This is a genomic window from Kocuria oxytropis (genome assembly GCF_040981195.1).
Lineage (GTDB): Bacteria > Actinomycetota > Actinomycetes > Actinomycetales > Micrococcaceae > Kocuria > Kocuria oxytropis.
Map to the genome: position 1 here is coordinate 1 of NZ_JAVFXA010000008.1, position 18,683 is coordinate 18,683.

The window sequence follows — 18,683 nt, forward strand, 5'->3', positions numbered from 1 at the left end:
CCCGGCCCTCACAACACGCCCTCCGGAACGTCCCCGCGCACCCCGCTGCCCATGCTCATCTGTGAAGGGCCGGAAAACCTGGTTTTGGACTGAGCCGGGGCCTGCGTGGCTGTTCTTGGCCGCTTCATGGGAACTCAAACCAGTTTTGGGCAACTCGGTTGTTCGGTTGAATGGCAGCCTCTCCGCAAGTCAGGCGCAGATGCCCGGAGAACAGTTCTCGGTTCCCAGGCGATGTCTGCAAGTTCTTCAAAGGCTTTGAGCGCAGTCGAGATATGCGTTGCCGAGCGGGCGCCTTCAGAAGCGTTCCTCAGTCGTCACCCCGTTTATGGAGCCTCCGCCCGCCAGGGAGCACTTGGTGTCACTGGTGTAGGACCCATGGACGATAGCCAGGGAGTTCGTCTGCAAAAATTCGATGCAAGGATCTTGCCCCATCCATCCCCGTTACCGTAGTCGACGACGGCCAAGTACCTCCCGAAAGCGTCATTGACCAGACCTTCCCGGTCTTGCGCTGCGAGGTCGGCCTTGAGGGAGAGCGAAGGAGCTCAAAGCAATTGCTGTATCTCAGGCAAAGGGATGCGAGACGGCTCATCAAGCTCGACGGGACTTCCCCACTTCCTTGGTAATGGGACGGTAGACGATGAGCGCTCCGAGTCGAAGATGGAGTCGGCGATTCGTGTTCCACATGTTGGGTCAAAATTGCTGTTCCGTTTTGACCGTACGGATCCGACCTTCGGTACGTTGATCCCATGGAATTGGGCTACGCGCGGGTGTCGACGGCCAAACAGGACCTCGATCGGCAGGTCGATGCCCTCCGACAGGTGGGGATCGCGGCGGAGCGGATCTATGTGGACAAGAAGTCCGGGGCCACGACTGACCGCCCCGGGCTGGCCGCGGCGCTGGCCTACGCCCGGGAGGGGGATGTGATCGTGGTGCACACCCTGGACCGGCTCGGGCGCACCGTGCGCGACACCCTGAACTTGATCCATGACCTCGCCGAACGAGGAGTAGGGGTGCGCAACCTGGCGGACCCGATCAAGGTGGACTCCACCAACCCGAACGACCCGATGGCGCAGCTGGCGGTGGTGCTGCTGGCGCTCTTCGGACAGATGGAACGCACCTACACCCTCGAGCGCGCCGCCCACGCGAGGGCGGTGGCCACCGCCAAGGGCCGGCGGATCGGACGGCCTTCGGTGGTGGATCCGGACAAGCTGGCCTACGCGGTGCATCTGCGCGAGACCGGGCACACGATCGCGGAGATCGTGGCGAAGACCGGGATCACCCGCACCACCCTCTACCGGCATCTGCCGCCCCGGCCGGCCGAGGCGGTGACGGCCGGGCCGATCACCGCCGAGGAGGTCGAGCGAGGCCCGGCGGACTGATCGGACCGCGGCGGTGGTCTCTGGGCGCGAGCCTTGGGTGCACCCTGGTGCTGGGTGCTGGGTGCCGGGGGCCGGGTGCGGGAGACTAGGGGGTATGGACGCATCGTCGCAGCCGCACCCAGACTCCGCCGGTGGTCGGCCTGGCAGCAGTGTGGACGGGGACCTGGCATCCCAGCTCAGTGAGCTGGCCCGGTCTCTGCAGGGTGAGCAGGATTTCGAGGCCACGCTGGCCACGATGGTGACCGCGGTCCTGGACCTGGTCCCCGGGGCGGCGGAGGCCTCGATCTCGGTGGTCGAGGCCCGCACGGCGATCAGCTCCCATGCTCCTTCCTCCGAATTGCCGGCCACCGTGGACCGGTTGCAGGAGGAGACGGGGGAGGGTCCGTGCATGGACGCGGCCTGGGAGGAGCGCATCGTGCGTGTCCCGGACTTCGCCACTGAGGTCCGGTGGTCGGCGCTCGCTCCGGCGGCCGCAGGGGCCGGGGCGCAGTCGATGCTGTGCTTTCAGCTGTGGGTGGAGGCCGACAACCTCGGGGCGCTGAACATCTACGGGTCCATCCCGCACGCCTTCGACGCGGAGTCCGAGGAGGTCGGGTTGTTGGTGGCCGCCCATGCGGCGGTGGCCTTCGCCGACGCCCAGCAGATCAGCGGCCTGAAAGAGGCCCTGGCGACCCGGGATCTGATCGGGCAGGCCAAGGGCATTCTGATGGAGCGTTACAAGATCACCGACCAGCAGGCCTTCCTGCTGCTCACCCGGGTCAGCTCGCTGACCAACACCAAGCTCCGGGCTGTGGCCGAGCACTTGACCTCCACGGGGAGCCTGCCCGGCCAGTCCTGACCCGGCGCCCGGGCCGAGGGTGGCGCCGCCTTTTATCGGTCTGCGTCTTGGAGGTCGTCGAGCAGCCATTCCGCCAGTTGCCCGGCCGGCACCACGACCGTGGCCGCCCGCAGTTGTCGGGCCTCCCCCCGGGGACAGTGTCACCGCGATGGTGTCGGCGGACTCGGTGGCGTGCACCGCTCGGGCGGTGGCGTAGCCGGCGGCCAGGGTCGCACCCCAGGCTGGGTGGTCGTCGTAGCAGGAATGGTCCGGGTCGGGGCTGCTCACCTCCAGCCACCGCGCCGCGGTCAGCCCGTGATGGGCCGGCGGCATCAGGGCCTGGTGCAGCACCCAGGTGACATCGGCCCAGCGGCCTGCGGGTGTGGCCACCATGGGGTAGTAGGTGGCGACCCAGTGGGTGGGGGAGTGCGGGTACAGCTCAACGGCGAATGCTGCGGGAGTGGTGGCGTCCATGCCGGCTTCCTGGTTGCGGGTGATAAATCACGTCGCGAAAGCGGCCAGGGGATTAACCCCACTGCGGACGAAGACGAAACCCAATGGCGATAATCCACGGTAGATCAGACGCGCACACCGATGGAAGCACGCTGACCAATGCGGCCAGGGGCTTCGCTCAGTCCAAGGGATGCGAGGCGTCTCATCGGGCAGGGCAGGGTTCGTCCGAGTCCTTCGTTGAGGACGCCCCTGGATGGCCGGCGTCTGCTGGTGCCGCCCCGAGAAGAGGGGCCGGGGCCCTACAGGCCCTCGGCGATGGCGCGCAGGGCTTCGAGGTGGCCGGTGTAGGCGGTGCGCCCGGCGCCGGTGAGGGACAGCCAGGTGCGGGGGCGTTTGCCGACATAGCCCTTGCGGATCTTCACGTAGCCAGCGGCCTCGAGCTGGGTGGCCTGCTTGGAGAGCACCGAGTCGGAGACCTCCACGGTGTCGCGGATGCGGGCGAACTCGGCCTCGTCGACCTGGGCCAGGGCGGCGACGATGCTCAGGCGCACCGGGGCGTGGATGAGCTCGTCCAGACGGTGCCGGGCGTGCTGTCCTTCGGTGGCACTCACCGGGACCCCCAGCGGATCACGGCCGCCGCGACCAGAGCAGGAACGGCCGCGACGGCGGCCCCGGCGGCGACCATGGGCCAGGTGTTGGGGGAGGTCTGGGCAGAGAGGTTCAGCCACGGCAGCACCACGGTCAGGGTCAGCACGAAGGAAGCCACGATCCCGCCCCGCGACCACACCTTGGCCCGGCGCGGCACAGTGCGCGCCACCCGCTCGATCCACCACACCGTGACCAACCAGGCGACCATGAACACCACGGTCCCGATGGTGTGGCCGACCCAGCCGACCAAGATGTTCTGCGCGGCCATGTACAAGGCCGTGACCACCCCGAACACCGCCGTCGCCCCGGCATGCACCGTACGGTCACGGGAGGTTTCCAGAGTGCGCGCCTGGATGGTGGCCAGCTGCTCACGGGCTTGGTCGGGAGTGAGGTGATGACTCAAGGGATCCTCCTGTGGACGATGCGGCGATGGCACCATCAAAGCAAATACTTTCCAGAATGGCAAGTACGTGTCCAGGGCTGGGTATTGCCGATCGAGACGCAATGCCCTCTAAGCGATGGGATGCGAGACGTCTCGTCCGGAAAGTTTGCGCCCGCATGTTTCCGCGGCTGCGGGTGTCTCGCATCCTTGTACTTTATCCATGCCCCTAGAATTGGATGCTCAACCTTAGTTGCGAGACAGATGAGATGGGATGGGCATGGGCAAGCTGATCGGCTATGCGCGAGTATCTACACGGCAGCAGGACGCAGACCGTCAAGTGTCTGACCTGCTGAGTGCCGGCGTGCGGCGCGATGACATGTATGTCGACAGTGGAGTGTCTGGAGGGCGTACATCACGCCCTCAGTTCGACAAGGCCGTGGCATCCCTCGAAAAAGGCGACACGTTGGTCATCACCACGCTGGACCGTCTGGGGCGGTCAACGCAGAACATGCTGGTCTTCGCCGAGGCGTTGCGCGCGAGAGGCGCTGGATTGCGGGTGCTCAACCTCGGTGGGGGAGACGTGGACACGGCCACCCCGATGGGCTCAATGGTCTTCACCGTAATGGCCGCCCTGGCCCAGATGGAACTGGAGATCAAACGGGAGCGGATCACCGACTCGGTGGCCAAACGCCGGGCCGCCGGCAAGGACCTCGGCGGGCGGCGCCAGACCTTCACCGACTCCCAGATCCGCAACGCCCTGCGCCTGATCGAGTCCGGCGAACCGGCCACTCAAGTCGCGCGGGACCTCGGCATGTCCAGGGCCACGCTCTATAGACGGATCCGGGAGCTGCCGCAAGCGACGACGATCTGAGACCGCCGTTGCCTATGGTCATCGTGATGCATATGCCGCCGCGTTTCCGTTCTACCTGTGATTTCGGCGCGGGGTCTTCCGGTAGTTGTTGTTCTGCGACAACGCAGCCGGGAGGTGAAGCCGTCGGCTCCAACCCAATGACGGCCACGAGGAACGCCCGGCGAGCCGTTATGGCGCTCACTGTAGCGGGGCGCCCCCGACGGCCCGGATGATCCCGGCCAGCGGATCGGCGCACTGGCCGCCGTACGCCTGGCGCACGACGTCGCCGATTACAAGCACGGCGGGCGAGGCGCACCGGGCGGTCGCCGCGTCCGTGATGACGCTGGCGAGATCCGACACGGTGGTGCGCTGCGAGTCACTCCAGCCCCGTTCGACGACGGCGACTGGCGTGGTCGTGTCCATGCCGGCTGCGGACAGACCGGCGACCAGTTGCGGCAGCGTGCCGACGCCCATGAGCACGACGATCGTCCCGCCCAGGCCGGCGAGGTGGCGGTGCTCGGCGTCGGTGAGTGGCGCGTGACCGGAGACCACGGTGAACAGGTGGCTGACGCCGCGGTGCGTCACGGGGATCCCTGCGGCGGCGGGGACGGAGACGGCGCTCGTGACGCCTGGGACGACCGAGACCTCGACTCCCGCCCGCACGCACGCGGCGACTTCCTCGCCGCCGCGGCCGAAGACGAAGGGGTCCCCACCCTTGAGCCGCACCACGTGCTGACCCTCAAGGGCGGCCTCAACCAGGAGGCGCTCGATCTCGTGCTGCGGGACGGCGTGGTGACCGGGGCGTTTGCCGACGTCGACGAGTTCTGCACCCCCGGTCAGCCGCTTCAACCCCCGGTGCGGGCCGAGCCGGTCGTAGAAGACGACATCGGCCTCGCGCAGCGCGTCCAGGGCCCGGGCGGTGAGCAGGTCCTCCGGTCCGGGGCCGCCCCCGACCAGGGTGACCCGCCCGCCGGGTGCTGCGGCGGACTCGCGGATCAGCAGTACGGTGCACGTGCGGCAGTCGGCCACGAGCCGTTCCCACCCGGGGTCGCCGTCCTCGACGAGGGCGACGAGGACCACCCGGCCCAGCAGCACGCTGCGGTAGTCCGCCGGGGTCTGCACGGTCCGCACGGTCGCCCCGGCGCTGCGGTAGCGGCGGACAGCGCGCCGGGCGGCCTCCGGTGCGCCGGCCACCAGGACCGTGGCGCCGGTCAGGTCCATCGCGGGGGCGTTCACAGGGCCCGCTCTGTGCTCTGCTCCGCGACGCGCACGGGGATAGTCGAGCTGATCAGCACGGGTCCGGCGGCACCGCCCGCGGCGATCTCCTCGGCGGTCGCGGGGCGCTCCATGCCGCGCTCCGCGACGTTGACGATGGAGGTGTCCGCCTCCTGCGGGGCGTTGACGAAGGAGCGGAAGCGGCGCAGCCGCTCCGGGTCCTGGAGGGTGGAGGCCCACTCGTCCTGGTAGTGGTCCACGTGGCGGGCCATGGCGGCCTCCAGGTCCTCGGCGATGCCGAGGGTGTCCTGGACAACCACGTCCTCGACGTGCCGTAGACCGCCTTCGAGTTCTTCCTGCCAGTGCGCCGTGCGCTGGAGCCGGTCGGCGGTGCGGATGTAGTACATGAGGTACCGGTCGATGTAGCGGATCAGCGTGCCGTCGTCAAGGTCCTGGGCCAGTAGCTTCCCGTGTACGGGGTTCGCGCCGCCGTTGCCCCCGACGTAGAGGTTCCAGCCGTCGGCGGTCGCGATGACGCCGACGTCCTTGCCTCGGGCCTCGGCGCACTCACGGGCGCAGCCAGAGACGCCCATTTTCAGCTTGTGCGGGGACCGCAGGCCGCGGTAGCGCAGCTCGAGTTGGATGGCCATGGACACCGAGTCCTGCACGCCGAAACGGCACCAGGTGGAACCTACACAGGACTTCACGTTGCGCAGGGCTTTGCCGTAGGCGTGGCCGGACTCGAAGCCTGCCTCTACGAGCTCCTTCCAAATGTCCGGCAGCTGCTCGAGGCGGGCGCCGAACATGTCGATGCGTAGGGCACCGGTGATTTTCGTGTAGAGGTTGTACTTTTCGGCCACGCGCGCGATGACCGCGAGTTTGGCGGGCGTGATCTCGCCCCCGGGAATGCGCGGGACCACGGAGTAGGTGCCGTTCTTCTGCATGTTGGCCAGGGCGCGGTCGTTGGTGTCCTGGAGGGCGCCGAGGCCGGCGTCGAGCACGTACTCGGAGTACTGGGAGGCCAGGATGGAGGCGACCGCGGGCTTGCAGACGTCGCAGCCCCGGCCGGTGCCGAAGCGGGCCAGGATGTCCTCGAAGGAGCGCAGCTGCAGCACGCGCACGGCCTCAAAGAGCTCAGCGCGGGATAGTGCGAAGTGCTCGCACAGCGCCTTGGAAACGGTGATCCCGGACTTGGTGAGCTCGGACTCGAGCAGTTTCTTCAGCACGGGGACGCAGGATCCGCACTGGGTGCCGGCGCGCGTGCAGCCCTTCAGTTCGCTGAGATCCTGGACGGGGTCCTGACCCTCGCACGCGCCGCACCCGTTGATTGCTTCGCGGATGGAACCGGCGGCTACGTTGTTGCAGGAGCACAGGACCGCGTCGTCGGGTAGCTCGGTCTCGGGCGTCTCACCGCCGCCGGCCGCGGTGAGGAAGGCCCCGGGCTCGGCGGGCAACTCGCGGCCGAGGAGTGGGCGCAGCGACGTGTACGGCGCGGCGTCGCCCACGAAGATGCCGCCCAACAGCGTGCGGGCATCGTCGGTGACCACAATCTTCTGGTAGACGCCGCGGGCCGGATCGGCGTACACGATCTCGAGTGCGCCTTCGGTTCTCGCGAAGGCGTCGCCGAAGCTGGCCACGTCGACGCCGGAGAGCTTGAGCTTGGTGGCGGTGTCGAAGCCGGGGAAGGAGGCGTCCCCGCCGTGCAGTCGATCGGCGACGATCTCGGCCATGGTGTTGGCGGGAGCCACGAGGCCCAGGCACATGCCGTCGAAGTTCGCCACCTCGCCGATGGCCCACACGTGTTCGACATCGGTGGCGCAGCCCTCGTCGATCACGATGCCACCGCGCTGGCCCATCCGGAACACGGGCTCGGCGTCGGGCCCGGCGGCTTCGTTGACCGTCCGGGCGAGCTCGTCTCGTGGTCGGACACCGATGGCCACCACCACGAGATCCGCGTCGATGAACCGGCCGTCGGCCATCTCGACGCCGGTCACCACCGGCTCGCCGTCCGGTCCCGTCTCGGTGCGGACCTCCTTCGGGAAGACGCCGCCGTGCACGGTCAGGCCCTTGTCGGCCACGAGCCGGCCCATGGCCTGCCCGGCGCCCTCATCCAGCTGGGTGCTCATCAGCCAGGGGGCGCCGTCGATGACGATCGGCTCCGCGCCGAGCTGCTGCAGCCCGGCCGCGGCCTCGAGGCCGAGCAGCCCGCCGCCGATGGTAACGGCGTTGACCACGCGGCCCAGCTTCTCCGTGAGTGCGGCGACCTCCCGGTTGAGGAACCAGACGTCCTCGAGCGTGCGGTAGACGTAGGTGTGCTCGTTGCCGGGGATCGGCAGCCGGGCGGCGTTGGAGCCGGTGGCCAGCACGAGCTCGTCATAGGCGTGGTGGTCGCCGGTCTCGGTGACCACCACGCGGGCTTCGAGGTCCAGGTCCACGGCGCGGGCACCGGTCACGAGGGTGACGTTCTCGTGGTCCCACAGGGAATGCTCGCCCAGGGTCAGGTCCGTGCTCGGATCCGTGAGGGCGCGGCTAAGTCCTACGCGGTCGTAGGGCAGGTGCACCTCCTCGGTCAGGACGGTGATGGAGATGCCTGCCGTGTTCCGGGAGCACATCGATTCGACGAACCGGTGGGCGGCGGGGCCGCCGCCCACGACGACGATTCGGCGGGACGGGTTCTGGTTCATGGCAGGCCTTCGGGTCGGGTGGTCGGTGCCGGAGCGGGCGCCTGGAGTGGTCGGAGCGAGAGGGCAGCAGCCCGTGTTACAGACCGTAGGCGGCGTCGGTTGCTGCCCCGTTGCTCCGATGTTTCGACCGCTTTGACGTTGCCCGAACGCAGCGGAGAGCACCCGTGAGGGGCGAGAAACATGAGTGCAACAACACCGTTCTGCTTCTGGGATCCAGGGGAAACGACGGTTCCGCTGCTCGGGCCTATCACGATGGCGGGCGGAGGCCGTGAATTGCGTTTTACTCTGGCGTTACGGCGCCCGGTCTCCCGCGAAACACGCTGTCCCTAGCGTCGAGCCCGCGACCTGACATCCCCGCAACGAACGAGGTGCTCCATGACCGCCCTGACCCCGCCCGAAGCCACCACCGACGAGACCAGCCTGAACTGGTACCACGTGTGCGGCATCGACGCACTAGAGGTCGGTTGGGGCGAGGCCGCGCTGATCAACGGCCGCCAGGTGGCGCTGCTGCGCCTGTCCGCAACTGAGATCCACGCGGTGGACCAGGCCGACCCCGCCACCGGAGCGCACGTGATGGCCCGCGGCATCGTGGGTTCCCGCACCGAGGCAGCCACGATCGCCTCGCCACTGCACAAGGAGATCTACGTGCTCGAAACGGGCGAGTGCCTCACCGACGCCGGTCTGCGCCTGGGCGTCCACCCGGTGCGGGTCGAGGACGGAAACATCGTCGTTGGGCTGTCCGCGGCATAGTCCGGTGGAGCCCATCTCCACCTATGTGTTTCCGGTCCACGGGTCGATAGGTGCAGACATGGTGGGCGGCCCGGCTGACTATAGGTCGGGGCTGCCCCGGGTTTCCTTGACTCTCTGACCTGTCTGGACATGCCGGGCAGTTTTATGAACGAAGCGGCAGACACACGGAAATGACCTGGGCACGGATATGAGGTCAATGGGTCAGCACGAGGCTGTAGCCGACGTTGCGCACCGTGATAATCAGGTGCTCATGGTCCGCACCCAGCTTGGCACGCAGCCGCCGCACGTGCACGTCCACGGTCCGGGTGCCGCCGTAGTAGTCGTAGCCCCAGACCTCCTTCAGCAGCTGGGCGCGGGTGAGGACTTTCCCGGGGTGCTGGGCCAGGAACTTCAGCAGCTCGAATTCCTTATAGGTCAGGTTCAACGGGGCGCCGTTGACGTGGGCGGAGTAGGCGGCCTCGTCGATGACCACCGAGCCCGCACGGATCCGGGCGTCGTCGTCGGCGAGGTCCGCGGTTCGGGAGGTGGCCAGGCGCAGCCGGGCCTGCACCTCCGCGGGACCGGCGGTGTCGAGCACGACGTCGTCGACCATCCAGTTCGCCGCGACCGCGGTGATTCCCCCTATGGTGAGGACCATCAGCACCGGTGCGTTCAGCCCCTTTGTGGTGAGCAGCTGGGCAAGGTTGCGCGCGGTGATCAGGTCAGTGCGCCCGTCGAGCAGCACGACGTCCGGGGACCGGCCCTCGAGGTTGCCGGAGACGGTGCGGGTCGGGGCCACCGTCACCCGGTGGTTGAGCAGGTCGAGGGCCGGCAGCACCGATGCCGAAGGACCGTCCGCGTCGGTCAGCATCAGAATCTGAAACACTCGTGCTTCTCCACTTCCGGTACACGGCTGAAGCGTCAGGGCATCACCCTCGCCGCCAATCCGGCATCGTTCTCAGGCAGCTGCCGGGGCACTGTCCCGTCCCGGCCTAGAGGATGCGGGCCGTTCCCACAGCGGTCCTTCGTCTGCGTGGGCATCCTAGTAAGACGGCGTGAAGATGTTGTAACAGCTTCGACGGTTCGCATCCTTTGCGTGACGGGCGTCTTTGGTCTTGGGACGGGCAAGGTCGTTGAGCATCCCGACCCGGACCTGTTGCAGCCCTTGGTGCGCTCGACGGTCCGAAGGACCCCCAGGTCTACGCCAGCGTGGTGGCCGCCGGGGATGTAAACGCCCCCCGCAAAGCAGCTCGGACGCTGTGGTTGCCGAACCAGAAGCAGATCCATTTCACCGATGCGAGGGATGACCGGCGCAAGAAGCAGCTCAAGGACTTCGCCCGCCTGGACGTCGCGGTGTCCGTGTACGTGGCCAGGGGACTCCAGGACAAAGAGGCTCGACCGCTGCGTCGCCCCCGCTTTACATATGGCCGGCTACCGGCCACCATGCTGCGGGAGTTCTCGAGGGTCATCTGAGTCCGTCTTTCCTATGGGCATCATGATGCGTCTAGCGTGCACCGGCTTCAGTTGAGCGATGCGGATGGGCGCCTCACGGTCACGGAGCTTGAGGCGCGGTCATCCGGGATGATGACTTGGTCGTGTGAGGGGTTCCGGAGAACGCCGGTGCGTTCACCGCTCTACCGGGCTGGGAGTTTCTTCGGCGAGGGCCTTCAGGTTCAGCAGCTGCCGTCTGGCCATTACGAGGTCACCGACGGACAGTGCTGGCGCGAGCAGAGGGTTGATGTCCGCGACGACCTTCAGGAGCAGCCGCGTGGTCTCGGGTTCTCTGGGCACCAGCAGGTAGGACATGTACGCCCAGAGGATCTTTCCGGTCAGGTGACGTCCACGTTCGACGGCGACGATGCGACCCCTCTCGCGGTGCCCGGCAGTGGTGTACGTGTCGCCGACTCTTGGCTCAGGCAGGTGGAGGAGTTTGCGCGGTGACCGACGACCGAGGTTGTCGATCCAGTCGTAGGAGTACGGCGCGACCCGGACCTGTGTCAGCCATGGCCAGAGTTGTTCTGGCTCCGCCTGGACGGTGACGCCGCGCCATACCTGGAGTGCGGGTGCGGGAAGGAACGCGTCGCACGGGTAGCGCAGCGCGATCTCGCTGTCGGACACTCCCCAGCGGGCCCCGATCATGACTCGTCCGCTGTCTGGTGGGTGGCCATCCCCACTCCTTCGAGACGCTCCTCCGGCGGATGACCCGGGCTCCGGTGTCCGAGTCGCCCGCGGGTGGCGATGACGACGAGCAGACCGAGCAGGAACATCGCTATGAGGTGCGCCATGGTCACGTTCGTGTCGTGCGGGTACAGGTTGCGCAGGTAGCCGGCGTTGAACCCGTCGCCGCCGGTCGTGGCGTTGCCGGCGGCGTGGAGGAGCCCGACCAGGAAAAGGCTTCCGGTGCGGTTGTAGGCCCACCCGAGCGCGAACCGGAACGGCACCGCGAGGGCTGCCAGCAGGACCAGCATCACTACACCCGCCATCAGGGAATGGCCGGCGACAAGGGAGCTGTGCTGCAGCGCGAACAGCGGTGCCACGGTGAGGGCGGCCAGCAGGGCGCCTTGCCGGTCCTGCAGTCTGGCTTGGACGAAGCCCGTCCAGGCGACCTCCTCCCACCAGTTGATCAGCACGAAGGAGACCAGCAACGGCAGGAGGAAGTGCGCCCCGAGCCCGGTCAGCAGGAATCCGGCGGACCGCTCCGCCGGCGTACCGCCGATCAGTACGCCGATGGTCAGGGTCAGCGCCGGCACCAGGATGAGGGCCGCCGCATACCACGCCGGGCCGAGGCGCACGGCCACCGCCCGTCGCCACAGGGCGCGCAGCCCGTCGCGTCCGTCGGTGATCCAGGTGATGAGCAAGGCGGGCAACAGCAGGCCGATGAGGGTACTGACCAGCACCGATCCCGGCAACCACCAACCCCGGTCCGCGAGCCCGGTCAGCACCACCGACCAGGGCAGGACCTGCCCCACGGTGTAGGCCCAGAGAAGGAACGACACCAGGGGGCGTCGGCGGACGAACCGGACGACCGCCCCACCGTCCGGAGGGACCGCTGCCGGGCCCTCGCGCAGGGGTGCCGTGGACATGTCTGCTCCTGTCAGGAGAAGGAGTGCTGGAGACCCGCAACGCGATGAGTCTCGCGTACGCCGACGGCGTACGGGGTCGGCCACAGATCGAACGCCTTCGTGGTCGCTGTTCCGTCGACGACGAACGGCTGCTCGAACTGGTAGAGCAGCTCGACGCCGGTGCGGGCGAGCGGCACGACGGTGCCGATTGCGCGCAGGTGCCAGCCGCGGACAGCTGTCAAGGCGTTCCGCCGGCCCGCTGCGCGAGCGGCCAACGCGACCAACGCGCGCCCAGTGGTCGGTTCCGGATGGGGGACGTGCCAGGTCGCGCAGTCCGAGGTGTCCTCCCGACCCACCGTGGCGATGGTACGAGCGAAGTCCTCGATGTACGTCGGCGTGATCGGCAGGTCGGGTTTGCCGAACCAGAATGCGCGACCCCCGGGCCCAGGGGCGTTGAACACGTTGCCGGCGATCATCGAGCGCACTCCGGGCCCGTACAGCTCCCCGGCCCGGACGAGGGACAGCCGGATGCGCCCCGCAGCCGCCGCGTGCTGCAGGCGCTCCGCCAGCCACGCGCGCAGCACCCCCAGAGAGCTGACCGGCCGGTAGGGCAGATCCGAGGTCATCGGCCCACCGACCCGCCCGTACATCCAGGTGTCATCGGCGAAGACCACCCGGGCGCCGGCCGCCTCCGCAGCGCTCACGACGGCGTCCGTGAGCGAGGGAAAGTCCTGGCGCCACCGGCTGATCGGTGGCATCGCGCAGTGATAGATCACCGAGGCGCCGGCCGTCGCCGCCACCAGGGCCGCCGGATCAGCCGCGTCGGCAGCACCAAGCTCCGCCTGCGGGTGACCGATCGAGCGGCCGTCCCGCGTGAGTGCCCGCACCTCGCATCCGGCCGCGAGGAGGTGGGCGACGACGCGTCGTCCGGTCACTCCGGCCGCCCCGACCACCACATGGAGTGGTTGTCCAGACATCGGTGTCCCCCTTTTTGTGCTACACATGTAGCAGTACATGTGTAGTGGATACGCTACAGCCGTAGTGTGGAAAGTGGAAGGGGCGTGAATCCGATGCCCGTCAAGACCGACCGGCCGCGACTGCTGTCCGACGCCGCGATCGGCGTGATCGCGAGCACCGGGATGCGGGCGCTCACCCACCGGGCGGTGGACGCCGCCGCCGGGGTTCCGTACGGAACGACCTCGTACCACTTCCGGACCCGCCGCGACCTATTGCGAGGCGTGCTCTCGCGGATCGCGGAGATCAACCACGAGCGGCTGTCCCGGGTGCCGGGTCCACCCATCGAGGCCGTTGACGTGCCCGCCACGCGGACCGACCGGCTCGCGGAGGCCGATCAGCTGGCCCAACGGATCGCGGTGTTCGTCGATGGTCAGATCACCCAGCAGCGGGAACACACCCTGGCCCGGATGGCCTGCGAGATCGAGGTCGCCTCAGATCCGGACCTGCGCGAGATCCTGCATGCTGGAGATGCCTTCCGGAGGATGGCGATCGTTGCCCTCACCCGACTCGGCGCCGGTGACCCGCCGCGACAGGCCGACGGCCTGGTCGCCCTGATCGACGGGCTGCAGTTCGATCGGCTCGTGGGGGTGGGCTCGATGTCAGCAGCCGCGCCGGGAACGCCGCAGTCCCAGGCCGAGATCGCCGCGGTGGTGCGCAGCTACCTGACTGGGTTGGTGCCCGGTTCGGGTGATGTTCGTTGAAATCCTGACTGTCCGGCTCTCGTGGCGAATCGCCCCATACAGCCCTTCCGCACTCGTGGTGCGTGACGGTGCGGATCGGCTGAAAGTGGCATGCTGAACCCCATGAAGCACGGGGCTCGAGTGAGGCAGTGGACCGCCGTGGGCGGGCCCCCGTGGCCGCCGCAGTGCTGGGCAACGCCTTCATCGGCAAGGAGGCCATGGGCTGGTTCCGTCAGCTGAAGGCTCCGCGGATGCAACTGCCGCTGCCCGCCTTCGGTGTCGTCGGGGCGATCTACTACCTTGAGCTCGGCGCCGTACTGTATCGCGCCCACCGCAACGACGACCGGCGCGTTCGGCGGCTCGCCCTCCTCGTGCTCGCCGGTAACGAGCTGTGGAATGTGTCGTTCTTCGGACGGCGCGATCCTCGCGCCGGGTTCTTCGGGATCGTCGCGTTCTTGGTGCCACTTCTGGCGCTGCAGAAGGCCGTGGCCTCAGACCGTCCCTCTGTCCTCGCCCTGACCCCGTACACCTTGTGGGTCATCGGCTACGACCTGCCCTGGACGTACAGCCTGTGGCGACTGAATCGTGTTACCGAGCGTTGACCGGGCGGCCCTGCTCATCAGCTGCGCCCGTCGCGCGCCGACCGCGACGCGCAACCGCGCGACCATGTTGTACACCGTGGACTCGGCCACCTGCGCCCCTTCCTCCTGGAGCAGCCGCTGCAAGACCCTGCGGGCGGTGTGCCGCTGCTTGCGCGGCACCTTTAGGTCCTCGGTGATCATCGGCGCCTGTGCTCGGGTGCCTGACGAACCTGAGGGACCGCGTGAGCCGGCCCCGCGCGCACGGGACTGCCGCGCCGATAGGTGACAGGGGTGGAGTTTCATGCCGCGAAAATCACCACGGAGAGAACTGCCGCGCCCTCAAATGACATCTGATCCCGCTCCAGTGTCCTTCCGCTTTACATATGGCCGGTCAAAGGCGGGTTTCCTCACCACCAGCGACATCGGCAAGCAACAGCGGTTGAGGAGGTAGGGCTTCGAATCCGCCTCGAGTCATGGCCTGGGGACGAACCGGGGTTTGTCGCTCTAGCGGTGGACGAGGCTTCTCTATGGTTTTCGGGCCGTTGCAGAGGTGGGATGCGCGTAGCGAACCGTGGATTGAAGACCGCCTCGGAACCTCCATCTTCCGTTCTGGACAAGGCCCGGATATGATTTGGGCAAATGCCCAAGGCGATTGCCCAATCTAAGGTGGAGGAGATGGGTTCGCTGACGTCGGCTGAGCGCGGGGTCGAGGTCCGTCGGCGGCTGCTTGCGGCCGCCGCGGAGCTGATCCCCCTGGTGGGCTGGCGCGGGGTGAGCACCCGGGTCGTAGCACAGAAGGCCGGTGTGGCCCCGGGGCTGGTGCACTACCACTTCGACTCGGTGCAGTCGCTTCTCCGGCAGGCTGTCCTCGAGGTGATGGGGGAGGTGCTGGCTGCGGTCCCGCCCGTGCTCTCAGGAGCAGAATCTGGGGAAGAGGCGCTGGGGCAACTGCTCGCGTCCTTCGACGACTTCGACGGGACGGACTCCACGTCTCTGCTGTTCCTCGAGGCCTACCTGGCGGCGACCCGGGACTCCCAGCTGCGGGCGGAGCTCAGCGGCCTGCTCGACGAGGTGCGCGTTGCCCTGGCTGCATGGCTCGACGCCCAGGGCACACCGGCGCCCGCCGCGACGGCCGCCGTGCTGGTAGCAGCGCTGGACGGTGTGATGCTGCACCGCGCTTTGCAGCCGGCGATGACCACGGGGGAGATCGGGCCCGTGCTGCGCCGGTTGCTGGGTGACCCCGGGAGCGGCACGCAGGAGAAGGATCGGAGCGAGCGACGATGAGAGCACTGATCTGCGGAGCCGGTATCGCCGGTCTCGCGCTGGCGCAGCGGCTGACCGCCCACGGGTGGGCGGTCACCGTCGTGGAGCGAACGCCGCGTCCCCGGGAGCAGGGGTACATGATCGACTTCTTCGGCCTGGGCTACGACGCGGCCGAGGCGATGGGTCTGCTTCCGCGGCTGCGCGAGCTCGCCTATCCGATCGAGGAGGTGACTTACGTCGATGCGGCGGGACGGCCCCGCGCACGCATTGACTACGTGCGCGGGGCCCGGCTGGCCGGGGGGCGGCTGCTGACTCTGATGCGGCCCGATCTAGAACGGGTACTGCGTGAGCAGGTCGCCCCGGTGGCCGAGCTGCGGTTCGGGTGCACGGTCGCGTCCCTGGAGCCCCGGCCGGACAGCGTCCGCGTGGTCCTGACCGACAGCACTGTCATGGAGGTTGATCTGCTGGTCGGCGCGGATGGCATTCACTCCTCGATCCGTCAGATGGTCTTCGGGGACGAAACGCGGTTCTTGCGCTATCTGGGCATCCATACGGCGGCCTACGTCTTTGAGGACCCGTTGATCCGGCGGCGCATCGGCAACCGGTACGCCCTGACCGACACGGTCGACCGCGCGATGGGCTTCTACGGGTTGCGTGACGGACGAGTCGCCGCCTTCGCCGTTCACCGCGACCCGGTACCGGCGATCCCAGCGGACACCCGCGCCGCGGTGCGACACTCCTACTCCTCACTCGGCTGGGTCGTACCCCAAGCGCTGGAGAGCTGCCCGCCTCCGAGCGAGCTGTACTACGACCTGGTCGCCCAGGTCGAGGTGCCACGGTGGCATCGCGGCCGCGTCGTCCTGCTCGGCGATGCCTGCCAGGCCGTCTCCCTGCTCGCCGGCCAGGGCGCCTCACTGGCGGTCGCCGGCGCCTATGTCCTCGGCGAGCTGCTGATGACCGAGAGCTCAGTCGAAGACGCCTTAACCCGCTACGAGCAGGCCTGGAAGCCGGTCGTCCAGGCGAAGCAGGAAGCCGGCCGCCGCAGCGCCCAGTGGTTCCTGCCCGCCTCACGGGCGCGGCTGTGGCTGCGTCGCGCCTCGCTGACTCTGGCCGCCCTGCCCGGCTGGGACAAGATCATCGGCGCCAGCCTGGTGGGCAAGACACCTCAGTCCCTGACAGAGCTCGGCGCGAGCGAGGGGGCTGGTGTACGGGTGGGTGAGATCTGATCTGGCTTGCCCGTAGGACGGGCGTAGTCGAGGTCCGAGGGGTGGCTGCGCAGTCTTCGCTTCGTCCAGGTACACCGGATGCAGGGGCGGCTGGTTCGTAGTGCTTTACATATGGCTGATTAGCGGCAGACCGTGCTGCAGTAGGGGTTCCTTTCCGGACGGAGCACCTGCTTGGCGTGGTGCTCAACCGGCCCTCGGTGTGGCCTGACCGATGATTTCTGCGCGCCGTGCTGGTGTGTGCGCCGAATACCGACTCACGGGAGGCTGGCACGATGCGGAAACTGAGCTTTGGCATGAACATGAGCCTGGACGGCTACATCGCCGCGCCCGGCGACGACCTCGGCTGGAGCGTGCCGAGCGACGAACTGTGCCAGTGATGGTCCGACCGGGTGGACGCCACGGGCCTGGCGCTGTACGGGCGCCGGCTGTGGGAGACGATGAGCTCCCACTGGCCGACCGCCGGTCAGCAGCCCGGTGCCACACCGGCGGCGATCGAGTTCGCCGGCCGCTGGCGTGAGATGCCGAAGGTGGTGTTCTCCTCCACGACCAGCACGGTCGAAGGGAACACCCGTGTAGGCACCGGTGATGCGGTCACCGAGCTCACCAGGCTCACGGCCGGCGACGGGGGTCCTATGGATATCGGCAGTGCCACCCTGGCGGCGGCGGCCATGCGGGCCGGGCTGATCGACGAGTACGCGATCGTCACCCATCCGGTCCTGGTGGGCGGGGGCACCCCGTTCTTCACGGCCCTGGAGCACTGGGTGCACCTGAGCCTGGTGGAGACCCGGACCTTCCCCGACGGCGTGGTGCTGAGCAGGTACGAGACCAGGCCCTGAGCACCTGACGGCGGATCAGTGCGGGCTTGCGACCACCCGAGGATCGCATGGCGCGGTCTTCCGAGACGATCGTAACGTCCCTGCCGGATCCGCGACCGTACCTACCCCGCCGGTACTGCGGCCGGTCAGCTCCAAGGCAGCGCCCGGGTACATCTGGGCGACGATCGCCCTACGCATTCCCCTGCGCTCGTGTGGCGTTCGCGATGATCGCCGCTTGCAGCCACTCGGCCGCTCCCGGGCAGGTATGCTCCTCGATGCCGGCGCGGAACCGTGGGTCCTTGACATACAGCTCGCTCTTTTGCACGTGGAAGGCGTGATCCATCACGTAGAACCAGCGGCTGATGTGCAGCCGTTGCTCCTCGGCCACGTCCATAGCCTCGTCGCTCGTCGGCGGCACCCCGGCATCCATGAGTTCAAGGATGCGACGCTCGATTGCCGCGTTGCTGGCGTTGATCTGCCCCCAGTCCTCCTTGGTGTACGTGGACACTTTGCGGGCCGACTCCTCATAGGCGGCGGTATCACCCCAACGTGATTCCACCTCGTCCAGGAGCTCGTCTTCTCTGTCAGCAAACGCGCCCCACTGCTCCCGCTTGTCCGCTTCGGACATCGGGGAGTGCATCCTTCTTTTGCTCATGGAATCGACCTTAAAGATTGATGTCGTGTCAATATCTGGCAATCGGACGAATTGAATCGCCCCGAGTTTTGTGGAGGCCCACACCACCTGTCCGGGAAAGCGGGACCAGGGCAGTGGGGCCTGCTGGAGGGAATGTGTGCCCGGTATGCGGTGCCGTGGTCTCGTCCGGATGCCTGGGCTTGGGAACGCGGCCGTTGGATAGACGATGGGTGCGCCCGCCTCTGATC

The 18,683-nt window shown here is 67.9% G+C and carries 18 protein-coding genes and 1 pseudogene; 10 read left to right on the plus strand and 9 right to left on the minus strand.

Features of this window, described 5'->3' with window-relative positions; all coding sequences use genetic code 11:
• The first annotated feature begins 746 nt into the window (after positions 1-746).
• Together QYM41_RS09605 and QYM41_RS09610 are read left to right on the plus strand one after the other, a co-directional pair.
• Positions 747-1,379: a recombinase family protein gene (locus tag QYM41_RS09605; RefSeq protein WP_368799520.1), complete on the plus strand. Its 633-nt coding sequence runs from the start codon at positions 747-749 to the stop codon at positions 1,377-1,379.
• Positions 1,380-1,530: 151 nt separating this feature from the next.
• Positions 1,531-2,217 carry an ANTAR domain-containing protein gene (locus QYM41_RS09610; RefSeq protein ID WP_438612584.1) on the plus strand — a complete coding sequence of 229 codons (687 nt, stop codon included), beginning with the start codon at positions 1,531-1,533 and terminating at the stop codon, positions 2,215-2,217.
• A 731-nt stretch (positions 2,218-2,948) separates the two neighbouring features.
• Here the strand turns inward: QYM41_RS09610 and QYM41_RS09615 are convergent.
• Together QYM41_RS09615 and QYM41_RS09620 are read right to left on the minus strand one after the other, a co-directional pair.
• Positions 2,949-3,260 carry a winged helix-turn-helix domain-containing protein gene (locus QYM41_RS09615; protein ID WP_368799522.1) on the minus strand — a complete coding sequence of 104 codons (312 nt, stop codon included), beginning with the start codon at positions 3,258-3,260 and terminating at the stop codon, positions 2,949-2,951.
• Positions 3,257-3,700: a hypothetical protein gene (locus QYM41_RS09620; protein ID WP_368799523.1), complete on the minus strand. Its 444-nt coding sequence runs from the start codon at positions 3,698-3,700 to the stop codon at positions 3,257-3,259. Before QYM41_RS09620 ends, QYM41_RS09615 begins: the two co-directional genes overlap by 4 nt.
• Before the next feature lie 256 nt (positions 3,701-3,956).
• Between QYM41_RS09620 and QYM41_RS09625 the strand changes: the two genes are divergently transcribed.
• Positions 3,957-4,550, plus strand: a complete 594-nt coding sequence (locus QYM41_RS09625) for a recombinase family protein (RefSeq protein WP_058873376.1) — start codon at positions 3,957-3,959, stop codon at positions 4,548-4,550.
• A gap of 177 nt (positions 4,551-4,727) precedes the next feature.
• Here QYM41_RS09625 and cobA read toward each other — a convergent pair whose 3' ends face one another.
• Entirely contained in the window at positions 4,728-5,750 is a 1,023-nt protein-coding gene (gene cobA, locus QYM41_RS09630) for a uroporphyrinogen-III C-methyltransferase (protein WP_058873375.1), read from the minus strand.
• An 11-nt stretch (positions 5,751-5,761) separates the two neighbouring features.
• Positions 5,762-8,428: a nitrite reductase large subunit NirB gene (gene nirB / locus QYM41_RS09635; RefSeq protein ID WP_058873263.1), complete on the minus strand. Its 2,667-nt coding sequence runs from the start codon at positions 8,426-8,428 to the stop codon at positions 5,762-5,764.
• Positions 8,429-8,803: 375 nt separating this feature from the next.
• On the opposite strand from nirB, the gene nirD reads away from it, so the two are divergent.
• On the plus strand, positions 8,804-9,178 hold the full coding sequence (gene nirD / locus QYM41_RS09640) for a nitrite reductase small subunit NirD (protein ID WP_109149352.1): 375 nt from the start codon (positions 8,804-8,806) through the stop codon (positions 9,176-9,178).
• Positions 9,179-9,371: 193 nt separating this feature from the next.
• Here nirD and QYM41_RS09645 read toward each other — a convergent pair whose 3' ends face one another.
• A complete protein-coding gene (locus QYM41_RS09645; protein WP_109149353.1) occupies positions 9,372-10,043 on the minus strand; it encodes a response regulator transcription factor in 672 nt (223 codons plus the stop codon).
• A 377-nt stretch (positions 10,044-10,420) separates the two neighbouring features.
• On the opposite strand from QYM41_RS09645, the gene QYM41_RS09650 reads away from it, so the two are divergent.
• Complete coding sequence (locus QYM41_RS09650) at positions 10,421-10,630, plus strand: hypothetical protein (RefSeq protein WP_368799524.1); 210 nt, start codon at positions 10,421-10,423, stop codon at positions 10,628-10,630.
• A 153-nt stretch (positions 10,631-10,783) separates the two neighbouring features.
• Here the strand turns inward: QYM41_RS09650 and QYM41_RS09655 are convergent, their stop codons facing one another.
• From QYM41_RS09655 to QYM41_RS09665, 3 genes are read right to left on the minus strand one after another with little or no spacing between them, the layout of a single operon-like run.
• Complete coding sequence (locus QYM41_RS09655; RefSeq protein WP_035929398.1) at positions 10,784-11,296, minus strand: hypothetical protein; 513 nt, start codon at positions 11,294-11,296, stop codon at positions 10,784-10,786.
• On the minus strand, positions 11,293-12,240 hold the full coding sequence (locus QYM41_RS09660; protein WP_368799525.1) for a CPBP family intramembrane glutamic endopeptidase: 948 nt from the start codon (positions 12,238-12,240) through the stop codon (positions 11,293-11,295). The genes QYM41_RS09655 and QYM41_RS09660 overlap by 4 nt, the downstream gene beginning before the upstream one ends.
• Before the next feature lie 11 nt (positions 12,241-12,251).
• The gene (locus QYM41_RS09665) at positions 12,252-13,196 is read right to left on the minus strand and encodes an NAD-dependent epimerase/dehydratase family protein (protein ID WP_160291654.1); all 945 of its coding nucleotides are present in this window, start codon (positions 13,194-13,196) and stop codon (positions 12,252-12,254) included.
• 93 nt (positions 13,197-13,289) lie between these two features.
• On the opposite strand from QYM41_RS09665, the gene QYM41_RS09670 reads away from it, so the two are divergent.
• The 5 genes and pseudogenes from QYM41_RS09670 to QYM41_RS09690 all read left to right on the plus strand — a co-directional run bounded on the left by QYM41_RS09670 (position 13,290) and on the right by QYM41_RS09690 (position 17,822).
• Positions 13,290-13,937 carry a TetR/AcrR family transcriptional regulator gene (locus tag QYM41_RS09670; protein WP_284563819.1) on the plus strand — a complete coding sequence of 216 codons (648 nt, stop codon included), beginning with the start codon at positions 13,290-13,292 and terminating at the stop codon, positions 13,935-13,937.
• A gap of 152 nt (positions 13,938-14,089) precedes the next feature.
• On the plus strand, positions 14,090-14,518 hold the full coding sequence (locus tag QYM41_RS09675; protein WP_160291653.1) for a TspO/MBR family protein: 429 nt from the start codon (positions 14,090-14,092) through the stop codon (positions 14,516-14,518).
• 654 nt (positions 14,519-15,172) lie between these two features.
• Positions 15,173-15,781 (plus strand): TetR/AcrR family transcriptional regulator, encoded by a 609-nt coding sequence (locus tag QYM41_RS09680; RefSeq protein WP_035929532.1) that lies wholly within the window; start codon positions 15,173-15,175, stop codon positions 15,779-15,781.
• On the plus strand, positions 15,778-16,986 hold the full coding sequence (locus tag QYM41_RS09685) for an FAD-dependent monooxygenase (protein ID WP_035929388.1): 1,209 nt from the start codon (positions 15,778-15,780) through the stop codon (positions 16,984-16,986). The genes QYM41_RS09680 and QYM41_RS09685 overlap by 4 nt, the downstream gene beginning before the upstream one ends.
• A gap of 272 nt (positions 16,987-17,258) precedes the next feature.
• Positions 17,259-17,822 (plus strand): annotated as a pseudogene (locus QYM41_RS09690) (dihydrofolate reductase family protein).
• 169 nt (positions 17,823-17,991) lie between these two features.
• Here QYM41_RS09690 and QYM41_RS09695 read toward each other — a convergent pair.
• Positions 17,992-18,429, minus strand: coding sequence for a TipAS antibiotic-recognition domain-containing protein (locus tag QYM41_RS09695; RefSeq protein ID WP_181821128.1), 438 nt, complete (start codon positions 18,427-18,429; stop codon positions 17,992-17,994).
• Between the last annotated feature and the right edge of the window lie 254 nt (positions 18,430-18,683).